Raw genomic sequence first — 18041 nt, 5'->3', positions numbered from 1 at the left:
TAGTGCCTTGTCGCAGTGTACGACATGGCGGCCCCCCGCCGCCATGGACTTTTTGTCGTGTGTCTTTATTTACTAAGCAGACGCATGCCCCGCTCCAGCCCGTCGATCGACAGGGGGAACATGCGGTTGTTCATCAATTGCCGCATCACGCCGATCGACTGGCGGTATTGCCACAATCCCTCCGACTCGGGATTGAGCCAGATGAATTTCGGGAACGCCTGGGTAAAGCGTGCCAGCCACGTCGATCCCGTTTCTTCGTTGTTGTATTCGACCGAACCGCCCGGCTGCAGGATTTCATAGGGGCTCATGGTGGCGTCGCCGACGAAAATCAGCTTGGTGTCGGGCGGGTATTTGCGCAGCACGTCCCAGGTGGGAAAACGCTCGGCGTTGCGGCGCCGGTTGTTCTTCCACAAGTAGTCGTAGACGCAGTTATGGAAGTAAAAGAACTCCATGTTCTTGAATTCCGTCTTCGCCGCCGAAAACAGTTCCTCGGTGCGCTCGATATGGTCGTCCATGCTGCCGCCCACATCAAACAGCATCAGTACCTTGATGCGGTTCTTGCGCTCGGGCCGCATCCGGATGTCGAGGTAGCCCGCGTTGTTGGCCGTGGCGGCGATGGTGGCGTCGAGCGCCAGTTCGTCTTCCGCGCCTTCGCGCGCGAATTTGCGCAGGCGGCGCAGTGCCACCTTGATATTGCGCGTGCCCAGTTCGCGCTCGCCGTCGTAATCCTTGTAGCTGCGCGCTTCCCATATTTTCACGGCCGTGCGGTTGCCGCCCTTGCCGCCGATACGGATGCCTTCCGGATTCGTGCCGCCGTTGCCGAACGATGACGTGCCGCCCGTGCCGATCCACTTGCTGCCGCCCTCGTGGCGTTCCTTCTGCTCCTTCAGCAGCTCGTTCAGGCGGTCCATCAGCTTGTCGTAGCCGAATTTTTCCAGCTGTGCCTTCTGTTCCTCGGACAATTCGCGCTGCATGCGCTTGAGCAGCCAGTCGAGGGGAATCGCCGCGTTCGTCTCGAAGGCCGCGTTGACACCCTTGAAGTACTGCGCAAACGCGCGGTCGAACTTGTCGAAATGGGCTTCATCCTTGACCAGGGTCAGGCGCGCCAGATAGTAGAAATCGTCCATCGAAGCGTCGATGACGTTCTTTTGCAGCGCCTCAAGAAGCGTCAAAAACTCCTTGATCGAGACGGGAATCTTCGCATCCTTGAGCGTGAAGAAGAAATCGATCAGCATGGCGCCGGCTCTCCCGCGCGGGGCAGTGCGGCGACAGGGCGCTGCGCCAGCTTGTAGCGCAGATGGGCGGCGATCTCGGGCCACTCGCCGCGCGTGATGCTGTACATGAGCGTGTCGCGCACGGTGCCGTCGCGGCGCAGCGCATGGTGGCGCAGCACGCCATCCTTCTTCGCGCCCAGGCGTTCGATGGCCGCCTGCGAGGCGTGGTTGAAGTTATCGGTGCGAAAACCCACCAGCGCGCAGCCGAGCGTGTCGAAGGCGTGCGCCAGCAGCAGCAATTTGCAGGTGGTGTTGACGTGGCTGCGCTGGCAGCGCTTTGCATACCAGGTGTAGCCGATTTCCAGGCGGCCAATACTTGGTATCACGTCGTGGTAGCTGGTGGTGCCGAGCACCTCGCCGCTGGTCGCGTCGACGACGGCAAAGGCGAAGCGCGCGGGGCGCATCTCGACGCCCTTGAAAATATACTGATCCACCTGGTCCGGCTCGGGCACGGAGGTGACGCGCAGATTCCACAGCTCGCCATCCGTGGCTGCCGCGCGCAGGCCGGGCGCGTGGTGCGGCGCCAGCGCTTCGAGGCGGATGCCGTGCAATTCCAGGGGCACGAAGACCTTGTCCGGGCTGATGTCGTTCACCGGCACTCCTTAGCGGTTGGTGCGCGACATGAACATCAGGCGCTCGAACAGGTGCACGTCCTGCTCGTTTTTCAGCAGCGCGCCATGCAGCGGCGGCACGACAGCCTTGTTGTCCTTGCTGCGCAGCGCTTCGGCGGGGATGTCTTCGGCCAGCAGGAGCTTGAGCCAGTCAAGGAATTCCGACGTCGACGGTTTTTTCTTCAGGCCCGGCACGTCGCGCACTTCATAGAAGGTTTGCAGCGCCTGGGCCAGCAATTCCTGTTTCAGGTGCGGGTAGTGGACGGCGACGATCTGCTCCATCGTGTCCTTGTCCGGGAATTTGATGTAATGGAAGAAGCAGCGGCGCAAGAAGGCGTCCGGCAATTCCTTTTCGTTGTTCGAGGTGATGATGACGAGCGGACGATGGCGCGCCGTGACCATTTCGCGCGTTTCGTAGACATAGAATTCCATGCGGTCCAGTTCGCGCAGCAAGTCGTTCGGGAATTCGATGTCGGCCTTGTCGATCTCGTCGATCAGCAGCACCACCGGTTCGGGCGCCGTGAACGCCTGCCACAGCACGCCCTTGACGATGTAGTTCTGGATGTCGCGCACGCGCTCGTCGCCCAGTTGCGAATCGCGCAGGCGCGAAACGGCGTCGTATTCGTACAGGCCCTGCTGCGCCTTGGTGGTCGATTTGATATGCCATTGCATCAGCGGCATGTTCAGCGCGGCCGCCACTTCCTCGGCCAGCATGGTCTTGCCCGTGCCCGGTTCACCCTTGATCAGCAGCGGGCGCTGCAGGGTCAGCGCCGCGTTCACGGCCAGTTTCAGGTCGGCGGTGGCGACATAGCTGTCGGAACCTTTGAAGCGTTGGCCTTGCTGGGTGTGCTGTGCTTGCATGAGCGGTCTGCCAAAGTGGGGAAAGGGTGAGTATAAACAGAACTGAGGCGCACCGCCACGCGGACGGCCTGTGCCCGCCTGCCTACAATGCGGGTTTTATAGGTGGACTTGCAAGAATATCTTGGCTAGAATCGGCAAGCAGCAGATTAATTGTCAACCTTAATTGTCTACACATAAAATCAATAAAAACCAGCTCTGGCGTTTCTCCGATTACCTCTGTTCACATTGCCACTATGAAAAAAATATTTGCACTTCTCGTGCTTGCCGGCATAGCAAATGCCGTCACAGCGGCTGACATTGTAGGAAACGCCAAGGCAGCGACTGCCAAGGTGGAAATGTGTATCGGCTGCCACGGCATTCCCGGTTACAAGGCAACCTTCCCCGAAGTGTTCCAGGTACCGATGATCGGTGGCCAGCCGGCAAAATATATCGAAAATGCGCTGCAAGCCTACAAGAAGGGCGATCGCAAGCACCCCAGCATGAAGGGTATTGCCAGCAGCCTGTCTGACCAGGATATCGCCGATGTCGCCGCGTATTATGCGCAACAAGCCAAGCCGAACTGAGGATCAGCCAGATGAAAACACTACTCGCCGCCCTCGTTTGTGCCACCGTCTCGTTCGGCGCCAGCGCCGCCGGCAATATCAACACGGGCAAGGCCCTGGCCGAAAAATACAGCTGCGCCACCTGCCACGGCAAGGATTACGGCTCGCCCATCGACCCTTCGTACCCGAAACTGGCGGGCCAGCACAAGGATTACCTGGAACACGCCTTGACGGCGTATAAACGCGGTGACAAGGCCAATGGCCGCAATAACGCCATCATGACGGGCCAGGTGAAACCACTGAGCAACCAGGACATCAAGGACCTGGCCGCCTACTTCCACAGCCTGCCGACTACCCTGGTCATTCACCGCTGAGTTTTAGCCCGGGTCAGGCTTTCAGTCCCACCCGGCGCGCCAGCTTGTGCAAGTTGCTGGCGTCCAGCCCCAGATGGCGCGCGGCGGCAGCCCAGTTATCCTGATGCAGGACCAGCGCTTGCCGGATGGCCTGGCGCTGGCTCGCCTCGACGATCTGATGCATGGACAGCGGCGCCGCCAGCGTGCCGCATGCGGCCGGTGCTGGCAGCAGCGCGTCTGTGCCCGCCGGCGCTTCCAGCGCATCGAGATCGAGCATATCCGTTTCCAGGGTCACGATGTCCTTGCGGTTCGCGCCGCGGATGACGGCTTTCAGCGCGGCCCGGCTGATCACGTGTTCCAGTTCGCGCACATTGCCCGGCCAGCGGTAATGGCACAGCGCGTTTTCGGCGGCGGCGGACAGGCGCAGGCTGCGCAGCCCCAGGCGCGCACGGTTCAGTTCCAGGAAACCACCGGCCAGCAGCAGCACGTCATTGCCCCGCTCGCGCAGCGGCGGAATCGGCACGGGATAGACCGACAAACGGTGGTACAGGTCGGCGCGGAACGTGCCGTCGCGCACATGCTCGCGCAAGCTGCGGTTGGTGGCGGCGATCACGCGCACGTTGACCCGGCGCGGCCGGTCCGCGCCCAGGCGCTGGATTTCGCCATTTTGCAGGGTGCGCAGCAGCTTGGCCTGTATCGACAGCGGCAACTCTCCCACTTCATCGAGAAACAGCGTGCCCCCTTCGGCCGCTTCGAAGCGGCCTGGCCGGTCGCTGACGGCGCCGGAAAACGCGCCCCGTACATGGCCGAACAATTCGCTCTCGGCCAGGGATTCCGGCAAGGCTGCGCAATTGACGTGGATCAGCGGCTTGCCGGCGCGGCGCGACAGGCGGTGCAGGCGGTGTGCGCACAATTCCTTGCCGACGCCCGTTTCTCCCAGCAGCAGCACGGGCAAGTCCGATTCTGCCACTACCTGCAATTCATGCAGCAGCTGCATGATGGCGCTGCTCTGGCCGACGAAATCGTGTTCCTCGCGCGGCGCTTGCGCATCGGCCAGCATGGCGCCGCCCGACAGGCGCAAGGCGCGGATTTCCGTTTCCAGGCGGGTCACGCGCACGGCCGCCTCGATGGCACAGGCCAGTTCTCCCAGGTCGCGCTGCGCGCGCGCGTCGAAGGTGCCCACCTGCAGAGCGTCGAGCGTGATCACGCCCCAGCGTTCGCCTTCCAGGTCGAGCGCCATGCCCATGCAGTCGTGCACGGGCAAGGGCTCGCCGGCCCGTTCGGCGATCAGACCATCGTAGGGATCGGGCAGGGAACTGTCGTGATGGAAGCACAGCACGCCGCGTCGCTGCAGGATGGCGGCCAGGCGCGGATGGTCGGCGATGGCGAAGCGGCGTCCCAGCGCGTCGCTGGCCAGGCCGGCCATCGCCACGGGACGCAGGTGCTCGCCATCGAGCTTGAGCAAGGCCACGGCCTCGCAGCCGAAGTGCGCGCGCAGGCTGCCCACCAGGCGTTGCAGGCGCACGGCCACGGGAAGGTTGGCGACCAGGTCGGTGAGTAAAAGCAGGTGGATGGCAGTGGTGGTCATAAGTACCAAGCAGGGTACAACGAACCACGGTAAACAAGGGTCATAAGGACCCTGCATTTTTCAAATCGTTGATTTAAAACAAGTTTTCCCTGGCACGTCGTTTGCGTAGGTAAGAGTGCCGAACCGGCATACAAGACCAAGGAAAGCTTGATGAAAACGACTCCCTCCCTCCGCGCCATTGCCGCCGCCGTCTGCGTCCTGGCCATGCCCCTTTCCGTGCAAGCCCAGGCGAGCCTGCCGGCCAGCGCTGCCGCCGCTGCGGCCGCTGCCAACCAACCCACTGCCGCTGCGACGCTCAAGCGCTATGAGCTGCAAACCAATATCGTCGACGGCAAGATGGTATTCATCGACGCCAAGGGCCAGGTCAATCCCGTGCTGGCGGCCAAGGTAGGTGACACGGTCGAACTCGTGCTGAAAAGCGGCGAAGGCGCCGAGCACGACCTGCTGATCCCGGAACTCAACGTGGCATCCGCCAAATTCAGCGCCAATAGCGGCAGCACCACCGTGCGCTTCAAGGTCACGCGCGCCGGCACGTTCACCTATTACTGCTCGATTCCCGGCCACCGCCAGATCGGCATGGAAGGCAAGCTGGAAGTGAGCGGCATCTCGCTGGCCGAAGCCGGAGCTCCGAAGGCTGCTGGCGCCGGCAACGCTGCCAGCGAGTCCAGCCAGGCTGCCGCGCTGGCCCTGTACACGCCCGCGCCGTCGCCGATGCGCGGCCCCGATCCCTCGGCCGTCAGCGTCGCGGCCAATCCGGCCTCCGTGCCGGCCGCCATCGGCGCGCGCGCGCCGCAGTTGCTTAAATACCGCATGGAGACGGTGGAATTGCCGGGCAAGCTCGATGACGGCACCAGTTTTACGTATTGGACTTTCAATCGCCAGGTGCCCGGCCCGATGCTGCGCGCCAAGGTGGGCGACACGGTCGAGCTGACCCTGTTCAATGCGAAGGATAGCAAGATGATCCACTCGATCGATCTGCACGCGGTGACGGGCGGCCATGGCGGCGGACAGCACACGCAGGTGGCGCCGGGACAGGAAAAGACCGTCACCTTCAAGGCGCTAAATCCCGGCCTGTACGTGTATCACTGCGCCACGCCCCTGGTGCCGCAGCATATCGCGGCCGGCATGTACGGCATGATCCTGGTCGAACCGGAAGGCGGCCTGTCAAAAGTGGACCGCGAGTATTACGTGATGCAGGGCGAGATGTACACGGGCCGTCCGCACGGTGCGCCCGTGCACCAGGAGCCGAACCTGGAAAAAATGGCCAATGAACTGCCCGACTACTACGTCTTCAACGGCGAAGTGGGCGCCCTGAGCAAGACGCACAAATTGCAGGCGAAAGTCGGCGAGACGGTGCGCATCTATTTCGGCGTCGGCGGCCCGAACAAGATTTCGTCCTTCCACATCATCGGCGAGATCTTCGACAAGGTGTATAGCGAAGGCTCCATCAGCAGCCCGAAACACGATGTGCAAACCACGCTCGTGGCACCGGGCGGCGCGACCATCGTCGAACTCAAGGTGCAGCACCCGGGCAGCTATCTGCTGGTCGACCATGCGCTGTCGCGCGCTGGCAAGGGCGCCGTCGGCGTGCTGGAAGTGACGGGCGAACCCGTGCCGGGCGTCTACCACGCCGGTGCCCGTCAATAAACCCTATTCATCCTCAAGGAACTGTTATGGAAATGATCGAGTTATCCCTGGGCCAGCTGGCCCGCCGCATCCCTGGCGCCACGCGCCTGTTCGATGCGCACCGCCTGGATTTCTGCTGCGGCGGCAACAAGACCCTGCGCGCGGCGGCCGAAGCGGCTGGCGTGGATACGGCGCCCATCGTCGAGGAACTGCGGCTGCTGGCAGGGCGCGCAGATACCAGCGGCGAGCGTGACTGGCAGGAAGCCTCGGCCACCGAGCTGGTGGAACACCTCCTGGCGCGCTACCACGCCGTACACCGCGAGCAGCTGCCCGAGCTGATACGCCTGGCGCGCAAGGTCGAGCAGGTGCATGGCGGCCGCGCCGACTGTCCGCACGGGCTGGCGGAACACCTGTCGGCCATGGCGCAGGAGCTGGAAAGCCATATGCGCAAGGAAGAAGACGTGCTGTTCCCCATGATCGTGCGCGGCCAGGGCCCCCGCGCCGGCGCGCCCATCAACGTGATGCGCATGGAGCATGACGACCATGGCGTGGCCTTGCGCGCCATGGAGGCAATGACGAACGATATCACTGCGCCGGCTGGCGCCTGCACCACCTGGCGCGCGCTCTACACGGGCTTGCGCACCTTCCGTGTAGACCTGATGGCGCACATCCATACTGAAAACAATATCCTGTTCGAGCGCTTTGCGCCGGCCGTGGTGCACTGACAAAGGAAAGACCCATGGGTCCCTATAAGAAACTCTGGTTCACCCTGATCGGTGTGCTGATTGTGACGTTTTCGCTGCTCGGCTACTACGGCGTCGAAGTCTACCGGCAGGCGCCGCCTATCCCCGCGCAAGTGCTGGCGCAGGATGGCCGGCAGCTGTTCGACCGCGAGGGCATCCTCGACGGCCAGACGGCCTGGCAATCCGTCGGCGGCATGCAGCTGGGCTCCATCTGGGGCCACGGCGCCTACCAGGCGCCCGACTGGACGGCCGACTGGCTGCACCGCGAACTGACGGCCTGGCTGGAACTGGCCGCGCAAGAGCAGCATGGCAAGGCATACGCGGCGCTCGACGGCCCCGCGCAGGCGGCGCTGCGCGAAGCGCTCAAGATGGAATACCGCGGCAACCGCGTTGATGAGGCGCAAGTGCTGCGCCTGTCGCCGCGCCGCGTGCAAGCCATCGCCAACACGGCGCACTATTACGACCAGCTGTTCTCCGACGCGCCTGCGTTGCACGCCAGCCGCGAGCATTTCGCCATGAAGGAAAATACCCTGCCCAGTGCCGAGCGGCGCGCGCAGATGACGCAGTTCTTCTTCTGGACCGCATGGGCCGCCGCCACCGAACGTCCGGGCCAGAAAGTGACCTATACGAACAACTGGCCGCATGAACCGCTGATCGGCAACCAGCCCAGCGGCGAAAACCTCGTCTGGTCGGTCGCCAGCGTGGTGGTGCTGCTGGCCGGCGTGGGCTTCCTTGTGTGGGGCTGGGCCTTTTTGCGCGACCATGACGAAGCGCTGCCGGCCGCCGGTCCGCGCGATCCGCTCACCACTTTCGCGCTGACGCCTTCGCAACGGGGACTGGGAAAATATCTGTTCCTGGTGGTGGCGCTGTTCATCTTCCAGGTCTTCATCGGCGGCTTCACGGCGCACTACACGGTGGAAGGGCAGCAGTTCTACGGCGTCGACGTGTCGCGCTGGTTCCCGTATGCGCTCACGCGCACCTGGCATATCCAGGCCGCGCTGTTCTGGATCGCCACGGGTTTCCTAGCCGCCGGCCTGTTCCTGGCGCCCCTGATCAATGGCGGCAAGGATCCCAAGTGGCAACGCCTGGGCGTCGACGTGCTGTTCTGGGCGCTGGTCGCAGTCGTCGTCGGCTCGTTTATCGGCAACTATCTGGCCATTGCGCAAGTGATGCCACCCGAGTGGAATTTCTGGCTCGGCCACCAGGGTTATGAATATGTGGACCTGGGACGCTTGTGGCAGATCGGCAAATATATCGGCATCCTGCTGTGGCTGGTGTTGATGCTGCGCGGCGTGGTACCGGCCCTGCGCCGGCCGGGCGGCGACAAGAACCTGCTGGCGCTGCTGACGGCATCCGTTGGCGCCATCGGCCTGTTCTATGGCGCCGGCCTGTTCTACGGCGAACGCACGCATCTGTCGGTGATGGAATACTGGCGCTGGTGGGTGGTGCATCTGTGGGTGGAAGGCTTCTTTGAAGTGTTCGCCACCACGGCGCTGGCCTTCATCTTCTCGACCCTGGGCCTGGTGTCAGTGCGCATGGCCACGACGGCCAGCCTGGCGTCGGCCTCGCTGTTCATGCTGGGCGGGATTCCCGGCACCTTCCACCACCTGTACTTTGCCGGCACCACCACGCCCGTGATGGCCATCGGTGCGAGCTTCAGCGCGCTCGAAGTGGTGCCGCTGATCGTGCTGGGGCATGAAGCGTGGGAAAACTGGCGCCTGAAGGAGCGTGCGCCGTGGATGGAGCAGTTGCGCTGGCCCATGATGTGCTTTGTCGCCGTCGCCTTCTGGAACATGCTGGGCGCGGGCGTGCTGGGCTTCATGATCAATCCGCCCGTGGCGCTGTACTATATCCAAGGCTTGAACACGACTCCCGTGCATGCGCATGCGGCGCTGTTCGGCGTGTACGGCTTCCTGGCGCTGGGCTTTACCTTGCTGGTGCTGCGCTACCTGCGGCCCGACTATCGCTTCAGCCCTGCGTTGATGAAGACGGCGTTCTGGGGCTTGAACGCGGGCCTGGTGCTGATGATCTTTACCAGCTTGTTGCCGATTGGCATCATCCAGTTCCACGCCAGCGTGACGGAAGGCCTGTGGTATGCGCGCAGCGAGGAATTCATGCAGCAGCCGCTGTTGCAGAACCTGCGCTGGATACGCACCTTCGGTGACGTGGTATTCATCGTCGGCGCCATCGCCATGGCGCTGCAGGTGGTGCTGGGATTGCTGGGCAAGGCGCCGAAGGCAGCTGTACTGCAGCCGCAGGCGGTGTAGCCAGGTTAGCGGCGGCGCACGCAGTCGATGTACGCATCCGTATCCGGCGGCAAGCCCGAGCGCTGCGAAGCCCAGATCATCTGGCCCAGGCATTCCATCACTTCGTGCTGGGCTGCATGGGCCGAATCGAGGCGCTGGGTGAGTTGCTGGACGGCCGGGCGGATGCCGCGCGGCTGGTCCACCTGCACCTGCTCCGTGATCGACAGATGCATGGACAGGTGCAAGAAAGGATTGGCTTGTCCGCCTTTGACGGAATAGTCGCGCGCCAGTGCCGCTTCGACATCGGAGAGCTCGTTTTCATACTCGGGGTGTTCCAGGATCCAGTCAAGCGCGATGGCTTCCATCGGCGTGAGGATTTCATGGGTGCGGTGCTTGCGCAAGGTGTCGCAAAAGAAGCGGCGCACATCGTCGGAAGAGGGGTTGAACATGGCTGAAGGACTATGGCTAAAGGGCAGCCGGCATTGTACCGCGTACATAAACAAAGGGCATCGAAGATGCCCTTTTTGCCGTCTGGCACCCGCTGGCATGACCCGATAGTCACCGTCATTTAATACCCTGCAGTAAGTATTATCCACTACCGCCGCTGCCTGGCGGTGCCAAATAACGGTGATAAAATCGCCGCTCTTGATATTTGCACTGGACATGACGGCGATTTTATTGCCACTCCGTGCTTCCATTGCCTGCACCTTCGCCACCAGATCTTGCTCTCGGGATATCCCGGAGCGCGGCAGCATGCCTATCACCATCGACATTGACCTGTCCGGCCGCCTTGGCGTGCCGGAGGCTGGACTGTTTTTCGTCAGACAAGCCGGTAGACGCGATGGTGCCGCCACGGTGGCGCGCAAGAATCATCCTTCAGTATCCAAAAATGGAGTTACGAATGCGTAAATCGCTATTACTTTTGATGTCGTGCCTGATCCTGGCGGCATGTGACAAGACCCCTCCGGCCTCGTCCGAAAAACCGGTCGACGTGCTGCTGATCGGCGCCGGCACCATGAGCGCCACCCTGGGCAGCATGCTCAAGGAACTCGATCCCTCGCTGACGATGGAAATGGTCGAGCGCCTCGACTCCGTGGCCGCCGAAAGCTCGGACGCGATGAACAACGCGGGCACGGGCCACTCGGCATTTGCCGAGCTGAACTACACGCCGGAAGCGGCCGATGGCAGCATCGAGACCAAGAAAGCCGTTGATATCAACGAGCAATTCGAAATTTCCAAGCAATTCTGGGCCTATCAGGTAGCCAACAAGCATCTGGGCGCTCCGCAAACCTTCATCAACAACGTGCCGCACATGGCCTTTGTCTGGGGCGATGCCAATATTGCTTTCTTGCACAAGCGCTATGAGGCGCTGCAAAAGCAAAACCTGTTCAAGGGCATGCTGTACTCGGAAGACCAGGCGCAGATCGAGCAATGGGCGCCGCTGGTCATGCAAGGCCGCGACAAGGGCCAGAAAGTGGCGGCGACGCGCATGGAAATCGGTACCGACGTCAATTTCGGCAACCTCACGCGCGGACTCGTGAAATACCTGACGGACAGCCATGGCATGGTCCTGCACCTGCGCCACCAGGTGGAAGACATCCAGCGTGGCGCCGATGGCGTGTGGAACGTGACGGTGAAAGACCTGGCTGCCGGCAAGGAAAAGACCATGCGCGCCAAGTTCGTCTTCATCGGCGCGGGTGGCGGTTCGCTGCCGCTGCTGGAAAAATCGGGCATTCCTGAAGCCAAGGGCTACGGCGGCGTGCCGGTGGGCGGCCAATGGCTGGTCACCACCAATCCGCAACTGGTGGCGGCGCATGCGGCCAAGGTGTATGGCAAGGCCTCCGTCGGTTCGCCGCCGATGTCCGTGCCGCATCTCGATACGCGTATCATCGATGGCAAGAAAGCCCTGCTGTTTGGCCCGTTTGCCACCTTCTCGACGAAGTTCCTGAAAAACGGTTCGTGGATCGACTTGCCTGCCTCGATCGGCACGGGCAATGTAAAACCGATGCTGCAAGCCGGTTACGACAATATTCCACTGACGAAATACCTGGTCGAGCAAGTCATGAACACGCCGGAAGACCGTTTGAAAACCCTGCGCGAATACTTGCCGAACGCCAAGATGGAAGACTGGACCCTGCAAAACGCCGGCCAGCGCGTGCAGATCGTCAAGGATGACCCTGTCAAAGGCGGCTTGCTGCAGTTCGGCACGGAAGTCGTCGGCGCCGCCGATGGCAGCATCGTTGCCCTGCTGGGTGCCTCGCCCGGTGCCTCGACCGCGCCGCCGATCATGATCAAGGTGCTGCAAACGGCATTCAAGAGCCGCCTGGCGACGCCGGAATGGCAGGCGAAGATGGTGGAAATGGTGCCCTCGTATGGTCAAAAGCTGAACAGCGACCCGGCCCTGGCCAACAAGATCCGCCACTACAGCAGCAATATCCTGGGCTTGAAAGCGATTACGCTCGATGTTCCCGCCGCTGCGCCAGCGCCGGTAGCAAACTAAGTCAGCCTGACCGGCAGCGGAGTTTCCTGCCTGCATGAAAAAAGGGGCAGCCTGTTCAGGCTGCCCCTTTTGCGTGGGAGAGTGCGTTCATTGCGGCGGACTATCCCTTGCCCGGCAAGATCAGCTCCGGCGTACACCCTTCGGCGGCAATGCCGTCGCAAGGCTGGGCCAGTGCCGCGCCATCCTGCGCGCGTGGCGCATGGGGCTGGCGAAGGTAGCGCGAGGTGTGGCGGTGCGCTTGCTGTGCGTTGCCATGCACGGGCCAGGTCAGGAAGCGGGACAGCTCCTGCAAGGCGCGCTGGTAGACATCGCGTTTAAATTCAATCACGACATCGAGCGGGACCCAATATTCATGCCAGCGCCAGGCGTCGAACTCGGGATGGTCAGTCAGGCGCAGATTGACGTCGTTATCGCGCGCGCACATTCTCAGCAGAAACCAAATCTGCTTCTGGCCACGGTAATGGCCGCGAATCTCGCGCTTGATGAAGTGGTCTGGCACTTCATAGCGCAGCCAGTCGCGGGTGCGGCCGACAATTTTGACGTGTTCCTGTCTGAGTCCGATTTCCTCTTCAAGTTCGCGAAACATGGCTTGTTCCGGTGTTTCGCCATATTTGATACCGCCTTGCGGAAACTGCCATGAGTGCTCGCGCACCCGCTTGCCCCACCACACCTCGTTCTGGGCGTTTAGCAGGATGATGCCGACGTTGGGCCGAAACCCTTCACGGTCGAGCATAATGCACCTCAAACTTTCTGCGACAGTGCGTCCTTTTTTACATAATTACCCACAACTTCGCAAGCCGGTGACCTTTTCGGGGTGCGAAAAGCGCCGGAATCGCACCAATTGAGCGCATTTGTGTAAAGTATGGACGCATCAGCCAGCTAATCCTTTAAAATTAGGTTGATTATAACCCTCTCTTTTTAAAAAGAATTCACCGTTATGCGCGCCTCCCGTTTTTTTATTTCCACACTTAAAGATGCACCTTCTGACGCGGAAATCGTCAGCCACCAATTGATGATGCGTGCAGGCATGATCAAACGCCTCGGTTCCGGCATCTATACCTACATGCCGATGGGCTTGCGTGTGATCCGCAAGGTGGAAGCCATCATCCGTGACGAGATGAACAAAGCCGCCGGTATCGAACTGCTGATGCCGCTCGTGCAGCCGGCCGAACTGTGGCAGGAAACGGGTCGCTGGACCAAGATGGGCGACGAACTGATGCGCGTGAAAGACCGTCACGGCCGCGAATACGCGATCCAGCCGACGTCGGAAGAAGTCATCACGGACGTCGTGCGCACGGAAATCAAGTCCTACCGCCAGTTGCCGTTGAACTTTTATCATATCCAGACCAAGTTCCGCGACGAGCGCCGTCCCCGCTTCGGCCTGATGCGCGGCCGCGAATTCACCATGAAGGACGCCTACTCGTTCGACCGCGACCTGGCCGGCATGCAAGCGTCGTACAAGGTCATGTTTGACGCCTACACGCGCATTTTCACGCGTTTTGGCCTGAAATTTCGCGCCGTGGCAGCCGACAACGGCGCCATCGGCGGTTCCGGTTCGCATGAGTTCCACGTCATCGCCCATACGGGTGAAGACGCGCTCGTGTACTGCCCGACCTCCGAATACGCGGCCAATATGGAAGCGGCCGAAGCGCTGCCGCCAGCGGGCGAGCGCCCAGCCGCAGCCCAGGCGCTGACGAAAACGGCCACGCCGGACACCGTCAAGTGCGAAACCGTGGCTGCGCTGCTGGGCCTGGATCTGTCGCGCACCGTGAAAGCCATCGCCCTGACGGTGGAAACGACAGGCAAGGATGAAAAAGTCACGCAACAGCATTTCATGCTGCTGCTGCGCGGCGACCATGAATTGAACGACATCAAGGTGGGCAAGGTTGCCGGCCTGGCCGGTCACCGTTTCTCGACGGAAGCGGAAATCCTGGAAGTCTACGGCACCATCCCTGGCTACTTGGGCCCGATCGGCACCAAAGCACCCGTCACCGTGGTGGCGGACCGCACGGTCGCCCACATGAGCGACTTCGTCTGCGGCGCGAATGACGCCGGTTTCCATTACACGGGCGCCAACTGGGGCCGTGACGTGGCCGAGCCAGCCATCGTGGCCGACTTGCGCAATGTCGTCGCCGGCGATGCTTCGCCGGACGGCCAGGGCGCACTCGCCATCGAGCGCGGCATCGAAGTGGGCCACGTGTTCCAGCTGGGTACGGCGTACTCGGAAAGCATGAAAGCCACCTTCCTCGACGAAAACGGCAAGCCTGCGCCGCTGCAGATGGGTTGCTACGGCATCGGCGTGACGCGCATCCTGGGCGCCGCCATCGAGCAGAACTTCGATGACAAGGGTATCATCTGGCCAGCGTCGATCGCGCCATTCGAGGTCGTGCTGTGCCCGATGGGCATGGACCGCAGCGAACTGGTCAAGGAAGAGACGGAGAAGCTGTATGCGGCCCTGCAAGGCGCTGGCGTCGATGTCATCGTCGACGACCGCGGTTTGCGTCCGGGCGCCATGTTTGCCGACTGGGAACTGATCGGTGTGCCGCACCGCATCGTCATCGGCGAGCGCGGCCTGAAAGAAGGCAAGCTGGAATACCAGGGCCGCCGCGACGTGGAAGCCACCGGCGTGGCGCCGGACGAGATCGTCGCCTTCATCCAGGGCAAAATGGCGCAGTGAAGCGTCCATCCGTAAGCAAGGTGGCTGGCGCGCTCGCGCTGGCCGCCTGCCTGGCCTGCGCTTTCCCGGCGCAGGCCGGCAACCAGAAGGAGGAGGCGCTGGCCGACTCCGTCCGCCTGGCCCTGTCGCACGCGATCCGCGACGAACGCCCGCCGCAACCCAAATTTGCCACTTCCGCCGACTTGCAGCGCTACCAGCAATGGCTGGCGCAGATGTCGCAACGCCTGCAGCGCAAGCTGCCGGACGCGCAGCTGCGCACGGAATTCCTGGAAACGGTCTGGTATGAAGCGCGCCGCGCGGGCCTGGAGCCGGCCCTGGTGCTGGGCCTGATCCAGGTGGAGTCAAGCTACCGCAAGTACGCTGTCTCGCTGGCCGGCGCGCGTGGCTACATGCAGGTGATGCCGTTCTGGACGGGCGTCATCGGCGACAGCGACCGCAGCAAACTGTTCCACATGCAAACGAATTTGCGCTATGGCTGCGCGATTTTGCGCATGTACCTGGACATGGAGCGAGGGGATTGGTACCTGGCGCTGGGGCGGTACAACGGCAGCCGGGGGCGGGCCGAGTATCCGAATGCCGTGCGGGCCGCGTGGAGCCAGTGGGAATTCAAGCCGGCCGGGTGATGGGGCAAGCAAAAAAATGCCCCGCTCGCAGTGATGCGGCGAGGCACTCGCTCGGTGTTAGCCGGCGCGTATCTGATTATTTCAAATGATCGGAGATCAGTTTCGTCATTTCAAACATGGAGACTTGGGCTTTGCCGCCGAAAACTGCTTTCAGCTTGTCGTCCGCATTGATCATGCGGCGGTTGGCCGGATCTTGCAGATCGAGTTTTTTGATGTAATCCCATACCTTTTTGGTCACTTCCGTGCGCGGCAGTGGTGCTGCGCCAACAACGGCGGCCAGCTCTTTCGATGGCGTCATTGCTTTCATGAATGCTGCGTTTGGCTTGCGTGGTGTTGCCGGTGCTGCCGCTTTCTTCGCCGCTGCTGGTTTAGCTGCTGCTTTGGCTGCGGGTGCTGCTTTTTTGGCGGCTGCAGGCTTGGCTGCTGCTGCTTTGGCTGGCGCTGCTACTGGGGTTTTTTTGGCTGTTGCCATCTTCGAGCCTCCTTAACAAACACATGGGAAATTGCGCAATTAATCGCACGGCTAATATTGGTGTGGATTTACCTAGTATGCAAGTGTTTTTCACGTTTTTACGAGGAAAAAGCAGGGAAATGGCTGTGCTGTCGCCCGGGCGCACCGCTTGGGGGCGCAGAACGGCGTTTTTGCCTGTAAAGGGCATGGTTGCTGGCTATGCGGGGAGGGGTGTTGCGGGGGAGGGAAGAAAGGATGCCGGACGCATGAAAATGCAATCCGGCATTATTTGGAACAGTGTTTTTTGAGTCTCAAACGGAGATACTGCGGCGTCACGAAGGCCTTCAAGATCCCCGCTTGCGGGCATCTTGAAGCCTTACCTCATCCCGGGCATCATGCCTTTCATGGAGCGCATCATCTTCATCATGCCGCCGCCCGACAATTTCTTCATCATCGTCTGCATTTGCTCGAATTGCGTCAGCATGCGGTTCACTTCCTGCACCTGCACGCCGGCGCCAGCGGCGATGCGGCGCTTGCGCGTGGCCTTGATCAGTTCAGGCTTGGCGCGTTCCTGCGGCGTCATCGAATCGATGATGCCGCACATGCGGCGCACCTGTTTGTCGGCTTGATCCATGTTCTTGCCGCCTGCCGCCTGCTGGAACTGGGCTGGCAGCTTGTCCATCAGGTTGGCCATGCCGCCCATTTTCTTCATCTGGCCAAGCTGCGCCTTGAAGTCGTTCATGTCGAACTTGCCGCCGACCTTGATTTTTTGCGCCAGGTCGGCTGCCGCCTTGCTGTCGACGCCCTTGCGCGCCTCTTCCACCAGGGCGAGGATGTCGCCCATGCCCAGGATGCGGTTGGCCATGCGGGTGGGGTCAAATGCTTCCAGGCCGTCGAGTTTTTCCGAGACACCGGCAAACTTGATCGGTTTCCCCGTGATGTGGCGCACCGACAGGGCTGCACCGCCGCGCGCATCGCCATCGAGCTTGGTCAGCACAATACCGGTCAGCGGCAGCGCATCGTTGAAGGCTTTCGCCGTGTTGATGGCGTCCTGGCCCAGCATGGCGTCGACGACAAACAGGGTTTCGATCGGTTTCACGGCGCTGTGGACGGCGGCGATTTCGCGCATCATCTCTTCGTCGATACCGAGGCGGCCCGCCGTATCGATGATCAGCACGTCGTGGTAATGCTTTTTCGCCCAGTCCAGCGCGGCCAGGGCGATATCGACCGGCTTGTCGGTGCTGGAAGACGGGAAGAAGTCGGCGCCCACCTGGGCCGTGACCGATTGCAGCTGCGCGATCGCGGCGGGACGATACACGTCGGCCGAGACGGTCAGCACTTTCTTCTTCTTTTCTTCCTTCAGGTATTTCGCCAGCTTGCCGACGGTGGTGGTTTTACCCACACCCTGCAAACCGGCCATCAGGATGATGGCGGGCGGCTGCTGCGCAAAGCTGATCTGCGATGCTTCCGGTCCCAGGTCGGCGCCCATCAGGGCGGCCAGCTCGCGCTGCACCACGCCAACCAGGGCCTGGCCTGGCGTCAGCGAGGAAATGACATCCTCGCCCATGGCTTTTTCTTTGACTTTGGCGATGAATTCGCGCACGGCGGGCAGGGCGACGTCGGCTTCGAGCAGCGCCAGGCGCACTTCGCGCAGCATGTCGGCGGTGTTCGTTTCGGTCAGGCGCGCCTCGCCGCGCATGGTCTTGACGACTTTGGCAAGCCGTTGGGTGAGATTATCTAGCATGATGAACCTGCAATGAAAAGCTTGGGAGTGGGCGGCGAAAGCCGGACGATGGCCGTCATTTTACCTTATCGCGGTTGGCAGGCGGTCCCGCGCTGCATCGCCTGGCGGTTGGCCTGCTTTTGAATTAGTTGGTATTTCTGCCAATGCCGCGATTGCATGAAAGGCATTGCACGGTTAAAATGAGAATAATTCTTATTTACAT

At 61.7% G+C, this 18041-nt stretch carries 17 protein-coding genes; 9 read left to right on the top strand and 8 right to left on the bottom strand.

The annotated features are described in order from the left end of the window. Positions 1–65: 65 nt before the first annotated feature. From ACQ4WP_RS12490 to ACQ4WP_RS12480, 3 genes are read right to left on the bottom strand one after another with little or no spacing between them, the layout of a single operon-like run. Positions 66–1235 (bottom strand): vWA domain-containing protein, encoded by a 1170-nt coding sequence (locus ACQ4WP_RS12490; RefSeq protein WP_436521007.1) that lies wholly within the window; start codon positions 1233–1235, stop codon positions 66–68. Next, positions 1229–1867, bottom strand: a complete 639-nt coding sequence (locus tag ACQ4WP_RS12485) for a GNAT family N-acetyltransferase (protein WP_436521005.1) — start codon at positions 1865–1867, stop codon at positions 1229–1231. The genes ACQ4WP_RS12490 and ACQ4WP_RS12485 overlap by 7 nt, the downstream gene beginning before the upstream one ends. Before the next feature lie 9 nt (positions 1868–1876). Continuing rightward, positions 1877–2746 carry an AAA family ATPase gene (locus ACQ4WP_RS12480; protein WP_436521003.1) on the bottom strand — a complete coding sequence of 290 codons (870 nt, stop codon included), beginning with the start codon at positions 2744–2746 and terminating at the stop codon, positions 1877–1879. A gap of 233 nt (positions 2747–2979) precedes the next feature. Between ACQ4WP_RS12480 and ACQ4WP_RS12475 the strand changes: the two genes are divergently transcribed. Both ACQ4WP_RS12475 and ACQ4WP_RS12470 read left to right on the top strand, forming a co-directional pair. Next, positions 2980–3309 (top strand): c-type cytochrome, encoded by a 330-nt coding sequence (locus ACQ4WP_RS12475; RefSeq protein ID WP_092796428.1) that lies wholly within the window; start codon positions 2980–2982, stop codon positions 3307–3309. Positions 3310–3320: 11 nt separating this feature from the next. After that, a complete protein-coding gene (locus tag ACQ4WP_RS12470) occupies positions 3321–3662 on the top strand; it encodes a c-type cytochrome (protein ID WP_426072014.1) in 342 nt (113 codons plus the stop codon). Between the two features lie 13 nt (positions 3663–3675). Here the strand turns inward: ACQ4WP_RS12470 and norR are convergent, their stop codons facing one another. Further along, a complete protein-coding gene (gene norR, locus ACQ4WP_RS12465) occupies positions 3676–5229 on the bottom strand; it encodes a nitric oxide reductase transcriptional regulator NorR (protein WP_436521001.1) in 1554 nt (517 codons plus the stop codon). Between the two features lie 150 nt (positions 5230–5379). Between norR and nirK the strand changes: the two genes are divergently transcribed. Genes nirK through ACQ4WP_RS12450 form a run of 3 tightly spaced genes read left to right on the top strand, consistent with a single transcriptional unit; the run spans position 5380 to position 9865 of the window. Beyond that, on the top strand, positions 5380–6876 hold the full coding sequence (gene nirK, locus ACQ4WP_RS12460) for a copper-containing nitrite reductase (protein ID WP_436520999.1): 1497 nt from the start codon (positions 5380–5382) through the stop codon (positions 6874–6876). Between the two features lie 26 nt (positions 6877–6902). Next, on the top strand, positions 6903–7580 hold the full coding sequence (gene ytfE / locus ACQ4WP_RS12455) for an iron-sulfur cluster repair protein YtfE (RefSeq protein WP_436520997.1): 678 nt from the start codon (positions 6903–6905) through the stop codon (positions 7578–7580). 14 nt (positions 7581–7594) lie between these two features. Then, positions 7595–9865, top strand: a complete 2271-nt coding sequence (locus ACQ4WP_RS12450; RefSeq protein ID WP_436520995.1) for a nitric-oxide reductase large subunit — start codon at positions 7595–7597, stop codon at positions 9863–9865. 5 nt (positions 9866–9870) lie between these two features. Here ACQ4WP_RS12450 and ACQ4WP_RS12445 read toward each other — a convergent pair whose 3' ends face one another. Next, positions 9871–10293, bottom strand: a complete 423-nt coding sequence (locus ACQ4WP_RS12445; RefSeq protein WP_436520993.1) for a DUF1841 family protein — start codon at positions 10291–10293, stop codon at positions 9871–9873. A 304-nt stretch (positions 10294–10597) separates the two neighbouring features. Here ACQ4WP_RS12445 and ACQ4WP_RS12440 point away from each other — a divergent pair, with 304 nt between their 5' ends. Then, positions 10598–10753, top strand: coding sequence for a hypothetical protein (locus ACQ4WP_RS12440; protein ID WP_436520991.1), 156 nt, complete (start codon positions 10598–10600; stop codon positions 10751–10753). Beyond that, on the top strand, positions 10746–12344 hold the full coding sequence (gene mqo, locus ACQ4WP_RS12435; RefSeq protein WP_436520989.1) for a malate dehydrogenase (quinone): 1599 nt from the start codon (positions 10746–10748) through the stop codon (positions 12342–12344). Before ACQ4WP_RS12440 ends, mqo begins: the two co-directional genes overlap by 8 nt. Positions 12345–12444: 100 nt before the next feature. On the opposite strand, the gene ACQ4WP_RS12430 is transcribed toward mqo, so the two are convergent. Then, the gene (locus ACQ4WP_RS12430; protein WP_426072022.1) at positions 12445–13077 is read right to left on the bottom strand and encodes an RNA pyrophosphohydrolase; all 633 of its coding nucleotides are present in this window, start codon (positions 13075–13077) and stop codon (positions 12445–12447) included. Positions 13078–13281: 204 nt separating this feature from the next. On the opposite strand from ACQ4WP_RS12430, the gene ACQ4WP_RS12425 reads away from it, so the two are divergent. Then, positions 13282–15021 carry a proline--tRNA ligase gene (locus ACQ4WP_RS12425; RefSeq protein WP_436520987.1) on the top strand — a complete coding sequence of 580 codons (1740 nt, stop codon included), beginning with the start codon at positions 13282–13284 and terminating at the stop codon, positions 15019–15021. Beyond that, entirely contained in the window at positions 15018–15644 is a 627-nt protein-coding gene (locus ACQ4WP_RS12420) for a lytic transglycosylase domain-containing protein (RefSeq protein ID WP_436520985.1), read from the top strand. Before ACQ4WP_RS12425 ends, ACQ4WP_RS12420 begins: the two co-directional genes overlap by 4 nt. 76 nt (positions 15645–15720) lie before the next feature. On the opposite strand, the gene ACQ4WP_RS12415 is transcribed toward ACQ4WP_RS12420, so the two are convergent. Both ACQ4WP_RS12415 and ffh read right to left on the bottom strand, forming a co-directional pair. Next, entirely contained in the window at positions 15721–16116 is a 396-nt protein-coding gene (locus ACQ4WP_RS12415) for an SWIB/MDM2 domain-containing protein (RefSeq protein ID WP_071653383.1), read from the bottom strand. Positions 16117–16471: 355 nt separating this feature from the next. Beyond that, a complete protein-coding gene (gene ffh, locus ACQ4WP_RS12410; protein WP_436520983.1) occupies positions 16472–17839 on the bottom strand; it encodes a signal recognition particle protein in 1368 nt (455 codons plus the stop codon). Positions 17840–18041: the final 202 nt, after the last annotated feature.

The sequence above is a fragment of the Janthinobacterium lyxosi genome, assembly GCF_051380665.1.
Classification (GTDB): Bacteria; Pseudomonadota; Gammaproteobacteria; order Burkholderiales; family Burkholderiaceae_D; genus Janthinobacterium.
Note: the sequence above shows the minus strand (reverse complement) of the source record. Positions and strands in the feature narration are given on the sequence as shown.

Bases quoted from the DNA above. Each gene is read 5' to 3' on its own strand.
- ACQ4WP_RS12450 (WP_436520995.1), top strand. From the start codon at position 7,595: ATGGGTCCCTATAAGAAACTCTGGTTCACCCTGATCGGTGTGCTGATT.
- ACQ4WP_RS12445 (WP_436520993.1), bottom strand. From the start codon at position 10,293: ATGTTCAACCCCTCTTCCGACGATGTGCGCCGCTTCTTTTGCGACACC.
- ACQ4WP_RS12415 (WP_071653383.1), bottom strand. From the start codon at position 16,116: ATGGCAACAGCCAAAAAAACCCCAGTAGCAGCGCCAGCCAAAGCAGCA.
- ACQ4WP_RS12430 (WP_426072022.1), bottom strand. From the start codon at position 13,077: ATGCTCGACCGTGAAGGGTTTCGGCCCAACGTCGGCATCATCCTGCTA.
- ACQ4WP_RS12425 (WP_436520987.1), top strand. From the start codon at position 13,282: ATGCGCGCCTCCCGTTTTTTTATTTCCACACTTAAAGATGCACCTTCT.
- ACQ4WP_RS12475 (WP_092796428.1), top strand. From the start codon at position 2,980: ATGAAAAAAATATTTGCACTTCTCGTGCTTGCCGGCATAGCAAATGCC.
- ytfE (WP_436520997.1), top strand. From the start codon at position 6,903: ATGGAAATGATCGAGTTATCCCTGGGCCAGCTGGCCCGCCGCATCCCT.
- nirK (WP_436520999.1), top strand. From the start codon at position 5,380: ATGAAAACGACTCCCTCCCTCCGCGCCATTGCCGCCGCCGTCTGCGTC.
- norR (WP_436521001.1), bottom strand. From the start codon at position 5,229: ATGACCACCACTGCCATCCACCTGCTTTTACTCACCGACCTGGTCGCC.
- ACQ4WP_RS12470 (WP_426072014.1), top strand. From the start codon at position 3,321: ATGAAAACACTACTCGCCGCCCTCGTTTGTGCCACCGTCTCGTTCGGC.
- ACQ4WP_RS12490 (WP_436521007.1), bottom strand. From the start codon at position 1,235: ATGCTGATCGATTTCTTCTTCACGCTCAAGGATGCGAAGATTCCCGTC.
- ffh (WP_436520983.1), bottom strand. From the start codon at position 17,839: ATGCTAGATAATCTCACCCAACGGCTTGCCAAAGTCGTCAAGACCATG.
- ACQ4WP_RS12440 (WP_436520991.1), top strand. From the start codon at position 10,598: ATGCCTATCACCATCGACATTGACCTGTCCGGCCGCCTTGGCGTGCCG.
- ACQ4WP_RS12480 (WP_436521003.1), bottom strand. From the start codon at position 2,746: ATGCAAGCACAGCACACCCAGCAAGGCCAACGCTTCAAAGGTTCCGAC.
- mqo (WP_436520989.1), top strand. From the start codon at position 10,746: ATGCGTAAATCGCTATTACTTTTGATGTCGTGCCTGATCCTGGCGGCA.